This is a genomic window from Bradyrhizobium pachyrhizi (assembly GCF_029714545.1).
Lineage (GTDB): Bacteria > Pseudomonadota > Alphaproteobacteria > Rhizobiales > Xanthobacteraceae > Bradyrhizobium > Bradyrhizobium pachyrhizi.
Genome location: NZ_CP121667.1, coordinates 7,224,596 through 7,235,950 on the forward strand (window position 1 = coordinate 7,224,596; position 11,355 = coordinate 7,235,950).

Here is an 11,355-nt window from a genome sequence, read left to right on the forward strand (position 1 = left end):
AAAAACCCACAAGATATTGAGGAGTAGCTCAGCCGATCTTACGCGGGCGCTCTTGTGTCGACAGGGCCAGCCCGATCAACATTTCGCAGTTCCTGATTCAGCGAATTGCACAAAGCCTCTAGTCGGCATTCCGGCCGATCGCGCGCTCAATGCGTTCGCGCATCGCCGGATCGATATCTTTGGCGCCAAGCAAATCTGGCGGCGCCGTCTCCTGCACTTGAAGAGCGGGTCTATCCCAACGAGCGCAACCGCCGAGCCCCAAAATAACGAGGAAAGCCGAACACAAGAATAGACAAAATGGACCAAAGCGCGGCCGGACGGCGTTCTGACGTGAATTCATGCGGTGTTTCTCAGATCGATTGCTCGGCCGATTTGTCGGCTGCGGCGATCATGTTACGAGGTTGCTCCAACGACGCATTGTCCTTGGCAGCAGTCAGTGTGATTGATCCAACGGGCTGGATTGTGAAGTCGGGGGCAAGCTCCTGATAGGATAGAACAGGAAGATCGATCCCATTGCGGGTGAGAAAACCGCGGACAAAGCGCCGTACATCCATCGAAGCAAGGATCACTGGGCGGGCCTGACCTCGAACCATGTTCGAATGGATCTGACGCATTCTTGAAAGCAACGCCTCGCTTTGACCGTCCGTCAAAGTCAGGTAGGGTCCTTTAGCCGTATCGCGCACAGCGCCGCGAACAACCTCCTCGGTTTGCCGTTCGATGATGAAGACAGGCACGACACGGTGTGCGTTGGCATAGCGGTGGCAAATCTGCCGCTTCAGACCCGAGCGAACATATTCAGTGAGCAAGACGACGTTTTGCTCTCGTCCGCTCCATTCAGCCAATGCTTCCAAGACCAGCCTTGTATTGCGGATCGGAATTGCCTCCTCCAGCAGGCGCCGCAGGACGTCGGCTATCTTGGGGATTGGCGTCGTACGCAAGACTTCCTTCACCAGATCTGAATATTCGATCTCCATTCGAGCCAGCAATTGACGGGTCTCCTGAATACCCACCAAGGACGGGGCATGGCGGGTCAACGCCGAATTAACGCGCAAGGCCAGGATCTCAATGGGACGGCGATACCCGATGCCGGCCGCTTTGAGGGCCGATTGATTGCTTTGTTCGATCCAGATTCTATCCGTCTCCGGGTCATGCCGGAATGGGATGCCACTCAATTCAATGTTGGCCAGATCATCGTTGAGCACGAGCTGCGTTGGATCAATAAAATCCTGATCGACCGGCACGCCCTCGACATCCACCCTGAACGCTAACTTTGGCAAGCGCTCGTCGACCTCGACGGGGATGCGCGGAATCGTGATGCCTAGATCTGTTGAGACTGATCCGGAAACCCGTGCAATGTGCTGTTGCAATTCGTCCCTGTCGATCGCCTGTGTCAGACTGGGTGCGAGGAATAACGCAACGGGAAGCGCTTCCGCCGGCACGGTTTGCTTGTGAGGCTGTGCGGGAACCGGACTAGAGACATCAGAGCCTTTCTTGGCGCCTGGGACCACACCGTCGGTAAAGCTCGCTGCCGCAAAGACCGCGGCCAAAACGAAAAAGACCGGCAACGGGAAGCCCGGGATGATCCCCATGACAACCAAGACGCAGGCGGCCAGTCGTAAGGCGTAAGCATTGGCGGTGAGCTGGTTGACGATATCGCTACCAAGGTTGAGCTGGGTCGCTCCATTTACGCGAGTGATAATCGTTCCGGCTGTAATCGACAGCAGGAGCGATGGAATTTGCGAAATGAACGCATCACCTATCGTCAGCAGGGTATATTGATGCAACGCCTCCGCGAAAGACATTCCCCTGGAGAGCACGCCGATAGTGATCCCGGCCAGCATGTTGATGCAGATGACCACCAGCCCTGCGATGGCGTCACCCTTCACGAATTTCATGGCGCCGTCCATGGCCCCGTAGAGCTGGCTTTCCTTCTCCAATGCAGCGCGCCGACTGCGGGCCTCGTTCTGGTCGATATGACCGTTGCGCAGCTCCGCATCGATCCCCATCTGCTTGCCCGGCAGGGCATCGAGCGTGAAGCGCGCCGCGACCTCCGCCACGCGTTCCGCGCCCTTGGCGACGACGATGAACTGCACCATGGTTACAACTAGAAAGATGACAATGCCGACGACGATATTCCCCGATATGACAAAGTCACCGAACGTGTGAATGATGCTGCCGGCATCCCCGTCAGCCAGGATCAGCCGCGTCGTCGAGATCGTGAGCGCCAGACGGAATACCGTGGAAATCAGAATGACGCTTGGCAAGGACGAGAAATCGAGCGGGGTGCTGATGTAAAGAGCAACCATCAGCAACAGTATGGCGATGCCCAGATTGAAGCCAATGAGCGTATCGATCGCTACAAGCGGGATCGGCATGATCATCATGCTGACCGTCAGAAGCAGCATCAACGCAACCATCAGATCGGAGTTGGCCGACGCGCGCGCAATGATGTTACGCAGGACGTTGGTCATGGAGGCCTTCTGATGATTGTTTGATAAGAACTGTGCCGACGCGCAACGAAACATAGTCCTGGAAAACGGCGCGCGCCTCGTCCATGCGGCCTGCACGCCGCAGGGCATGGCTTCGTAGCAGCATCAAATGGGTGCGCGAAGACGGCTCGTCATCAAGTGTATCCAGTCTGTCCAGGATCCGCAGTGCTTGATCGCCAAGGCCCTCCGAAATGAGGGCGTAGGCGAGAATCCGTAGCAGGTCGACGTCTTGTGAGTTATCGCGGACGATGAGCCGCAACAGAGCAACGCATTGTGCGCCCTGCCCACATGCAAGATGGAGATAGGAAAGTGCGCAGACCAAATCGCGCTCTTGCCCGGAACTCAGCGACACGTTGCCGGCATTGGACCCGTCCGTCGTCGGCTGCTGCGCTCCATCACGGAGGACCATTGGCTAGGCTTCGATCAAGCTGTTGCGGTTCTGCCGGAGCAGGCTCAGCCACTGCAGTCCCTGCCGCAGGACGAGGACACCATCGCGCGCCATCGAATCCGCGGGCGCGGCCGAGAGCCTGAGGGTCAGACGTTCCAGAAGAACGCCGTACCGCTCTTCCCGCAGCATGTCCGGATAGCGCAGCCGTGGTGTGACGAAGGCGAGCAGATCATGTCTAATATCGCCCCCATGGAGCGGCGTCAGCCGCTCGACATCATTGCCGCGGGTGCGCATCTTGCTGAGACTGACGCGTCCGACTGCGTCAACATCTTTGGCCTCCGATAGGGCATCGATCGTCACATCGAGCGGCAAATGCGACGCGTTCAGCTCCCGCCAGATCGACGCCTGCTGATTCTCATCATTTGCCGGGGTACTGTCGATCTTGGCCTTGCTGAGGTCAATTACCGGTGCACGGTCCTCGTTGAGTCTCTGCGAAACAGTGCCAGGCCCGACATCACGGCGTGACAGCTTTGACATGACCTCTCCAATTTTCCTTCGCGCTAATAGGGCACGGCAGCAAAACGGCCATTTCGACTTAGCAGCACGCGCCCTTCCTCGATTCGATCAACCGACCATCCGTCAGCCAACAGAGCACCGACGAAATATTTCTGTCCGCCGATCAGCAAATAGGGCTGGATTCCGTGCCAGACAGCTTCGAGAGCGATTGGAGAAGGTGGCTTGTCCTCCTTAACCCGCACGCCGTTTACCAGGGTTAGCGCGCCATCTGTGCGACGATCGAACCATTGCTGGAGCTCCTGCCATTTCGCAACTGCTGCAGGAGTGACTGTTCCCTCAGCACTGACAAAACCCGGCCCCGAACCGACCCTGATATCGAGCAGGCCGGCCTTATCAACCTCCTGTTTCAAGACTTCGGCTGTGTCCTGGGCACGCCGATCATCAGGCCGGTTCGTGATGCGCTTTTGTACAATCTCGGCTGCAGGCGCCGCACTGGCGCTTGGTTGACCTCCGCCGCCTTTGGATAAAGCCGTCGTCAGAGCACCTATGCCGACAATGCCGAGCAACGCGATGGCCAGCGCCGAGACCGAAACACGCGATGAGCTGATCGAACTGGCCTCGACCGCATTGTGCATCGACCAACGAATAGACATCGCGCCCGCGTGGACAACGGCCGGAAGAGAACGAACAACGCGCTCACCTGCGCCAACATCCCCCTCGCCCTCCATCGTGCCTATGGGAGCAAAGGCCTCGATCTCGATCGAATTGCCGACGAGGGTGACACGAAGGTGATGCGGCTCAAGCCCTTGTTCGACAAAGATCATATCCGCGTCGAGACCACTGCCGATAAGGCGTGTTCCCGCTGCCGCTTCCCCGCTCAGCCCGGCATAAAGCCCCGACAGCACCTCGAAATGGAAGGAGGCAGCCTCATTCACGGACAATCCCCCGAAACAAGAGGAGCACGGCAGGCATTGCCAGACAGCTCATTCCCAGACCGTCACCACTCACATCGTCGCCACGACTGGAAAAGCGGGGCGAGGACACGCCCCGCTTCCAGCCTTACCCGTTGGCGCGCTCGCTCGCCGCCTTCTTCTCACTCGAGAGCTCGGTCGACAGCGCGCGCAAGCGCATGTCCTGCACCATGCTTTGAAGGTTGACAGCTTTCAACTGCGTGATCAGCGCCTCGTAAGTTGCCACCCCCCCGACCTGATCAATTACAGCACCAGCTCCTGATCCGGCGGTAGACGCCGTGGTACCACCACCACCGGAACCTGAGGCCTTGTTGTCAGCCTTGTTGTCTGCCTTGGTATCAGGGGTGTCACCACCATGAGAGCCAGAGCCACCTACTTTGTTGACCATATCGCTTCACCTTCCGTTTGAATTGCCGCCACTACTGGCGACGGTTCCCGACGTCGCGATTCGGCGTCAGGCATCTTCTTCTGTTTCAGCAACCGCTTCGTGAAAATTTGCCATGCCTCGCTCCATACTCTGCACTGCGGCCATGGCAAGAACCGAACCAAAAGCTGATTCGAATTCTCGACGCTGGTCCACGGACTGCGACGCGTCGCTATCAAGATTGGCATGAACCACACGTTCGATTGCGCCGGCCATCTGCTGCCTCTCAGTTCAGTTCGATCAGAAAGGTGGCATCGCAACCGAGCGAACCACGATGCTCACGCTAGCGGGATGAGCTGTCGAGAAGCTGACGAGCCGAAGGATGAATCCGGCAATAATCCCAATATCAGGATCAACATCAACCTAAGGTGAGAGATGCCGGGGCTGCACCGAATTTAGTTTCTCCGCCGCGCGACCTCGTTTTTACAACATCTCCTATGAATGAGCGCCAGACAGTCCTGGCGCACGGTCCACCACACGCCCATCGCACCCGTTGGATCAGACACTTAATCGTGCGATGGCAAGGCACAGGCAAAACCGCGTGTCGTTCGAAATGCCGCTGCGGGAATCGGGGGTGATGCTTCGCGGCTTCGCCACGACGGCTATTTGCGATGACTGGAAGGGGCATACTCCTCCAAATCCATCAGGACAGCGTCGTGCTGCGTGCGCTGGGTCGGAGATGACATTTATGAGCACGCCGGCGCCTCTTCCGAAATAAATCGAAGATGACCGCAATTGGCTCAACGCGAGCCTTCTCAAACTCGTCAGCTTCTCGAAAGCTCGGCCTCTTAGTCTAGCACGAACGCGTCGTTCTTGCGACCGCCGACGTCACCGATTGACCGCAATGGAAATGAACTCAAATGCAGCTCAATAGCTTTTCACTGCCCACCAGTGTGGATCCAGCTCAGTTTGGACTCGTTCCGGCGGCTTCGTCGACGTTGCGACCATCCGACCCGATTGGGGAAGGCAAACCTTCGATCTTCGAGTCGATGGTGTCCGTCAGTTCGCGGGAAGACAAATCCGATGTCCTCTCCACGTCAACTGATCCGCTGCAGCCAGAGCTGCCGATGCCGCAGGACCCACTGGACGCGCTGCCAGCTGATGTGAAGGCGGCGATCGAGGCACTGGACAAAGACACGCTTCCTTCTTCCTCAGCCGACCCTTCGTCCGCCGACAAATCGGCACCGGCTGCGCCTGCTCCAGCACCTGAGGTGGCGACCGCTCCGGTAGCAAGCTCGAGGATCACATGGAATGGCGGCACACTGACCGATTCCGAGCTGGAGATCGTCGCGGTGCTGAACCGGCACAAGGACCAATGCCCGCTCAGCTGGGACTCGTTGGCAGAGAAGGCCAACGACCCCTCGACGCCACCGGATCTGAAGGAAGCGATCAACAAATTGCGGCAGGACCCGGAGCTCTTCTATGCGATCGGCTCCCAGGGCGACGGCCGCTGCGGGGGCAAGATCAAGGCGAACGATCTGTCCGAGTTCTCCGACAGCCACGCACAGGTTGCTGCATTCCAGGAGCGGAAGGCGCACAGCTACGAGCAGAACTACATTCCATCCGACGGTACCGGAAATGGACAACCGTCGGCGATGACCGCCAATGATGCATTGCGCGAACTCTACCGGTATTCTGACTACCTGCCTAAGACTCTCAGTCTGGACGATTTCAAGAGGATCGTCGACGGCAACGCCAAGACCGGCAAGTGTCCGCCCCAGGTGATCGCGGCGGCTCAATACTTCCTCGTCCATACCGGCGCCTGGAAGCAGTTGTACGGTGGCGCGATTGATAAAGTCCATAAAGAGGATTTCCTGCAAGTCGCCTCGTCGTCGATGAACCTCACACAGAGCGAACTCGACACGCTCGGCACGATCAACAAGAATCAATCCGCATTCTTCGGGAACGGCGACCTGACACGAGAGAAGCTGTCGAGCATGGCAGACGACAAGAGTCTCGATCCGGACGTGCGCCAAGCAGCGTCACAGCTGCTTTCGGACCCGCTGTTGTTTGGGTTACTGAACAATTCGATCACTGGCTACAAGACACATCATAAGATCACGGACTTCGGCGGCGGGCATACGGTCGATTCGGGTAACATCAGCAACAACGACTTCACGCACTTCTACGACAACATGTCGACTGCGAACCGTACCGTTCAGCAGACCAAGACCCATGTCCCGACGACCGCCGCGGATAAACGCGCGGTTGCGGACATGATGATGGGGGTAGACGACCAACCCGATATCAAGTCTGCGAAAAAGAATGGCGGAGCCCTCATGCACGTGGTCGACGACGTGCTCAAGGTCGGCACGAAAGTGCTTGATTTGGCGGCCACGGCAGTCGGCGTGCTCGGCTTCATTCCCGCCTTGGGCGAAGTCGCCGATGCCGTATCGATGGTACTGGAGTTGGAGTCGCAAGCAGCGAATTTACTTCATACGGCCATTAGCGGGGGCGATATGAAGAAGGCGCTGAAAGAGGTCGGCATCAACCTTGCGGCGCAGGCCGTTGGCTGTATCTCTGGACCTGAGGTCAAGTTAGCGCTGCGCGAAGGTCTCGCAAAGAAGGTTCTGGAAGAGGCCGCGACCAGGGGGATCGACCTGTCGGTCTCGCAGGCGCAATCCTATGCCCAGAACTATTTGGACGACCTGAAGGCCCGCCTTGAGACCGGACCCATGCAAACCGCAGGTGTTCCGAGCTAGGTCGCCGCCAGGCCTCGTCTTGGAAGCTGACAGGCCAATTGGGCTGACAGCCTGCGGCTTGGAGTTCGCCCGCTGCAATGACCAGAGCTGCACACGATTTGGCGCTGCATACGAACGCGCGACTGCATAAGATCGCGCGTTTGAGACCTCGTCTCGTCACCGCGAGGTTGCCACTTCGCGGGCCGCAGAAGCACCAGGCGTCGCCCAAGCACTTGCGGCGCCACTGCGAGGATCGTGTCATCTCCTTAGGCGACAGCACCATCGCATGCGCAAATTCTGTAAAGGCCCAGAGGCAGCTTCTTAAGACCAAGCTGACTGGACGCGCGATTCGCTCGGTTGCAGCCGGCGCTGATTGTGCGACCCGAAGTAGCGCCGCTCAAGGCGCAGGATGAGCGCTAGCCATGTCTGCTGCGAACGAAAGGAAGACGATCTTGAAGGCCTAGACCTAGCACTTGAGCGGTCTTCTCGACCGAGCCATCTCGCCAAGCGGACAGCGGTTTAGAGTTTCGACAAGATATGATGCCATATCAGGCGACAGAGGCGGCTCGTCATGAGACCGCCCCGCGACCAGCTCTTGGACTGATATCCGAGCCGTGGGGATGGACCTGTGCAGCTCTGTCCCGTTTGCACAAGCCCTCGAGCGTTGCCGCCCGCGCGAAGATCTCCTGTTCCGGCGCTTTGTGCAACAAGGCTGGGGGATGGATATAGTTGTTCGCCCTTACGGAACGAGCTGATCGCCTGCCGCCTGCAGGACCGACCTCAGTTTATTTTCTGTGTGGTGATGGTCGTCAACTGCCGCCCGTTGGGGTTCCTGTAACGATTGGCGAGGCTTTCAAGCAATCCTTCCATCTCGTCTGGTTGAGCAGTAAACTCTCCATAGTTCGGATCGAAGAGTGTCGTCCTTCCATCCAGCGTTGCCGTTGCAACGACGTGTGAGCCGCCGTCGGCGAAATACAAACTGAGCAAATATTTCGATCCGCCGTCGGTGATTTTCCTCACCATGCGCAAGAGGCTCGAACGCTCGCCGAATTCGTATACCTTCTCCTTTCCGGATGGATCCAAATTTGCTTCCCGAAGAACGCGGTTTTGTGCCTCAATGTCTGCCTGAGAAGCATCTGCTCCCCGACTTCGCAACTCTCTCTTGAAGTCTATATACCGCTCCTGGCGCACAGCCGCTGAGTCATGCATTCGCGATCCGGGTGCTAGCGCATCCATTCGAGTTGATGGACTGTGGCTGAGAATGCCGAGCCACTCCGCAGCTAGTCCGACGCAGATGCCGTCCACATTGGCTTGATGCAATTCGGCCGTCCGGTATTGGAACACTGAGTTGCTCGGCCTCGCCGGAGAGGACGTACTGGGATTGTGTGGGTCGGTGGCCTGGGGTGTGCTGACGCAACATCCCATTTTGTCGGGCAATTCTCCAAGTGGCAGCCTCGTCCGCGGCCTAAGATTTTGTTTGTTTGCGCCAAATGGAAGCTTTTCGAATTCCATGATAGGAGGCTCGGAAACAATCGAGCGCAGCCGTGTTGGCCCCGAAGACGAATTCGCATGTGGATCTGTCATCGATCTGGACGACACACCCGCAAGAATCTGTCGAAAGCTGTCGCTGTCCACCGACTCACAAGCTTCGTGAGTTTGGCTCGGACGTGTGGATGGTCCACCAATTCGATTATGCATGGCGATGCTCGCTTCCCTTTGGCGCGGGTCTCTTCGCAGTGGGTAAGACGGTGCTGTGAATGATACCCAGACAAGCTGATGAGAAGCTGACGGGCAGGCGTTGCCGAGCTTAGCGAGCATGACGAAGACGGCAACGTTTCGGCGAGCGAGCGCGACGATGGCCATCCTGGCAGGCAGTGTGCCCGCTCTAGCAGGTGCTTGCGCGTACCAGGCGATGGCGCATGCCCGCTAGACCAGGTTGGCGACGGATCGTGGATAGAAGGAAGCAGGAATGCGCGGCGCTTGTCTTGCCGAAAGATCAAGCGCTGAACAAACGAGCTGCTGAATGTGGATTGGCCTTTTTTCAGAACCCAAATTGATCAATCGGGCTCGCCTCCGCTTTGGCCTGCACGCACTCTCAATACATGCTTCACCGCGACATTTAACTCCTCGACTGTCGCGTACATGGGCACTTGGGCTTCGTTAAGCCAACCGAAGCCGAGATATCGGAAGTGATCGGCTGGCACTGCCACTCGACTGGGGTAGAGCTCGCGAACGAATTCCTTCGACCAGTCATGGATCGTATACGCCTCAATTGTGTTGATCATCGCTTCGCAGCGCTCGATGCGCTCCTCGCGCGGCATTTCGATCGCCGCTGAAATCGCCGCCGCGATGTCGTCAGGAGAGGTTGGATCCACGTGCAGTGCCATATTTTCGTTGAGCTCCTCTGCCGCCCCCGCGAACTTCGACAAGACTAGCACGCCCGGATCGTTCGAATCTTGCGCAGCAACATACTCTTTCGCCACCAAATTCATACCGTCACGCAACGGCGTCACCACACCAACGTCGGCAGTCCGGTAATACCCGGCTAGCTCCACCTGCGAGAATTGATCCTTCCAATAGCAAATCGGCTCGCTGCCGTCGTCTGTTCTTTGCTTACGATTGACATCTTCGACGAGGCTGGCGATCTCGCGCTGATATTTACTGTATGCTGGAATGTCGGCGCGCGACGACGTCCCAATCTGCAAGAGCGAGATGCTGTGCGGCTTGTTTGTCAAAAGCTGATCGACAGCCTTGATCCGGTTGTCGATACCCTTGGTATAGTCAAGGCGATCCACGCCGATTGCCAGTTTCGTGCAATTGAGCTTGTCCTGGATCGATGAGATCTGCTGTCGGTACTCCGCGAGCGATTCCACAGCATATTCTGCGAACTGCTTCGGATCGATACCAATCGGAAAAACCTGACAACGAGTGAGGCCTCGCTCCGAGATCACAACATCGCTCCTGCTTTCCATCCCAAGATGCACTTGGAGGCACGATAGGAAATTGTCCAGATCCCAGCGGGTCTGAAAGCCGACAAGATCGTACGCCAACATGGATTGCATGAGATCGAGATGGTGGGGCACCCTCTCGATCACATCAGGCTTCGGCCATGGCGTATGTAGGAAAAAGCCGATCGGCTGCTCAATCGTAAGCTCGCGCAGTTCCTTGCCGAGGGAAAGAAGATGATAATCATGCACCCAGATCGCGTCGCGCTTTCTAAGGCGTGACAGGGCGCGTGCCATGGCACGGTTGATCTCGCAATAGCTGCTATAGTGCTCTTCCGATGCAGGTGACATCCGCTCGGTCAGCGAATGAAGCGCCGGCCACAGAATAGAATTTGAAATTCATGATAGAAGCCGGCGTAGTGGGCGGCCGGCAGATCTACCTTTGCAACTTGACCTTTGCCGTGCTGCTCGAGAGGCGTCAGTTGCTCACTGCCGTCGCTTAGCGTTCCCGAGGCTCCCATCCAAACAGCGCCAGAGCGTTCGACGGCTGGCTCGAGGGCCGCGGCAAGACCACCCGTCTTGGGTTTGCCGGCATCGAAGCTCGATACACGATTGGAAACGAGGATAAGTTGCATATCCGGCTGCTGAGCCACCATGCCGCTGCCGGCCTCGTGCCCGGCAAAGACGCTATGACGGGATAGTTCTATATCGGCCTGCCTCGGCAGACCCTGTGCGGCTTCGCTCAGATGCGCTTCAAAAGCGGCTTGGTTTACTTTCAGCTGTTCCGGCTTGGCGCGCGACGTGCGAGGAGAAGCTGTAGCTGCAGCGAACCTGACGCTAGATGGGTCCATTCCAGATCTCCGATTGAGCTATCAGAACGGCTAGCTCGTGACTGCCCCCTTTCTTATGTTAGCAGCTCGATCTTTCGAGAAGCTGACGAG

The 11,355-nt window shown here is 57.6% G+C and carries 11 protein-coding genes; 1 reads left to right on the forward strand and 10 read right to left on the reverse strand.

Going from position 1 to position 11,355, the window contains the following annotated elements; genetic code table 11:
- Positions 1-118: 118 nt before the first annotated feature.
- From QA639_RS34205 to QA639_RS34235, 7 genes are all read right to left on the reverse strand, one after another.
- Positions 119-340 carry a hypothetical protein gene (locus QA639_RS34205; protein WP_283088268.1) on the reverse strand — a complete coding sequence of 74 codons (222 nt, stop codon included), beginning with the start codon at positions 338-340 and terminating at the stop codon, positions 119-121.
- Positions 341-350: 10 nt separating this feature from the next.
- Positions 351-2,471, reverse strand: a complete 2,121-nt coding sequence (gene sctV / locus QA639_RS34210; protein ID WP_283088269.1) for a type III secretion system export apparatus subunit SctV — start codon at positions 2,469-2,471, stop codon at positions 351-353.
- A complete protein-coding gene (gene sctY, locus QA639_RS34215) occupies positions 2,452-2,898 on the reverse strand; it encodes a type III secretion apparatus assembly chaperone SctY (protein ID WP_283088270.1) in 447 nt (148 codons plus the stop codon). The genes sctV and sctY overlap by 20 nt, the downstream gene beginning before the upstream one ends.
- A 3-nt stretch (positions 2,899-2,901) precedes the next feature.
- Positions 2,902-3,414 (reverse strand): hypothetical protein, encoded by a 513-nt coding sequence (locus QA639_RS34220; protein WP_283088271.1) that lies wholly within the window; start codon positions 3,412-3,414, stop codon positions 2,902-2,904.
- A gap of 23 nt (positions 3,415-3,437) precedes the next feature.
- Positions 3,438-4,328 (reverse strand): SctD/MshK family protein, encoded by an 891-nt coding sequence (locus tag QA639_RS34225; RefSeq protein WP_283088272.1) that lies wholly within the window; start codon positions 4,326-4,328, stop codon positions 3,438-3,440.
- 124 nt (positions 4,329-4,452) lie between these two features.
- Positions 4,453-4,752 (reverse strand): hypothetical protein, encoded by a 300-nt coding sequence (locus QA639_RS34230; RefSeq protein WP_283088273.1) that lies wholly within the window; start codon positions 4,750-4,752, stop codon positions 4,453-4,455.
- A gap of 66 nt (positions 4,753-4,818) precedes the next feature.
- Positions 4,819-5,004 (reverse strand): hypothetical protein, encoded by a 186-nt coding sequence (locus tag QA639_RS34235; RefSeq protein ID WP_283088274.1) that lies wholly within the window; start codon positions 5,002-5,004, stop codon positions 4,819-4,821.
- A gap of 644 nt (positions 5,005-5,648) precedes the next feature.
- On the opposite strand from QA639_RS34235, the gene QA639_RS34240 reads away from it, so the two are divergent.
- Positions 5,649-7,490 (forward strand): HrpF/NolX family T3SS translocon protein, encoded by a 1,842-nt coding sequence (locus tag QA639_RS34240; protein WP_283088275.1) that lies wholly within the window; start codon positions 5,649-5,651, stop codon positions 7,488-7,490.
- 759 nt (positions 7,491-8,249) lie between these two features.
- On the opposite strand, the gene QA639_RS34245 is transcribed toward QA639_RS34240, so the two are convergent.
- The 3 genes from QA639_RS34245 to QA639_RS34255 all read right to left on the reverse strand — a co-directional run bounded on the left by QA639_RS34245 (position 8,250) and on the right by QA639_RS34255 (position 11,265).
- Positions 8,250-8,813, reverse strand: coding sequence for a YopT-type cysteine protease domain-containing protein (locus QA639_RS34245; protein WP_283088276.1), 564 nt, complete (start codon positions 8,811-8,813; stop codon positions 8,250-8,252).
- A gap of 713 nt (positions 8,814-9,526) precedes the next feature.
- The gene (locus QA639_RS34250) at positions 9,527-10,765 is read right to left on the reverse strand and encodes an alpha,alpha-trehalose-phosphate synthase (UDP-forming) (RefSeq protein WP_283088277.1); all 1,239 of its coding nucleotides are present in this window, start codon (positions 10,763-10,765) and stop codon (positions 9,527-9,529) included.
- An 8-nt stretch (positions 10,766-10,773) separates the two neighbouring features.
- Positions 10,774-11,265 (reverse strand): hypothetical protein, encoded by a 492-nt coding sequence (locus QA639_RS34255; RefSeq protein ID WP_283088278.1) that lies wholly within the window; start codon positions 11,263-11,265, stop codon positions 10,774-10,776.
- Between the last annotated feature and the right edge of the window lie 90 nt (positions 11,266-11,355).

Excerpts from the sequence above, each read along its gene's own strand:
- QA639_RS34205 (WP_283088268.1), bottom strand. The coding sequence starts at position 340 with ATGAATTCACGTCAGAACGCCGTCCGGCCGCGCTTTGGTCCATTTTGT.
- QA639_RS34255 (WP_283088278.1), bottom strand. The coding sequence starts at position 11,265 with ATGGACCCATCTAGCGTCAGGTTCGCTGCAGCTACAGCTTCTCCTCGC.
- QA639_RS34250 (WP_283088277.1), bottom strand. The coding sequence starts at position 10,765 with ATGTCACCTGCATCGGAAGAGCACTATAGCAGCTATTGCGAGATCAAC.
- QA639_RS34235 (WP_283088274.1), bottom strand. The coding sequence starts at position 5,004 with ATGGCCGGCGCAATCGAACGTGTGGTTCATGCCAATCTTGATAGCGAC.
- QA639_RS34220 (WP_283088271.1), bottom strand. The coding sequence starts at position 3,414 with ATGTCAAAGCTGTCACGCCGTGATGTCGGGCCTGGCACTGTTTCGCAG.
- sctV (WP_283088269.1), bottom strand. The coding sequence starts at position 2,471 with ATGACCAACGTCCTGCGTAACATCATTGCGCGCGCGTCGGCCAACTCC.
- QA639_RS34230 (WP_283088273.1), bottom strand. The coding sequence starts at position 4,752 with ATGGTCAACAAAGTAGGTGGCTCTGGCTCTCATGGTGGTGACACCCCT.
- QA639_RS34240 (WP_283088275.1), top strand. The coding sequence starts at position 5,649 with ATGCAGCTCAATAGCTTTTCACTGCCCACCAGTGTGGATCCAGCTCAG.
- sctY (WP_283088270.1), bottom strand. The coding sequence starts at position 2,898 with ATGGTCCTCCGTGATGGAGCGCAGCAGCCGACGACGGACGGGTCCAAT.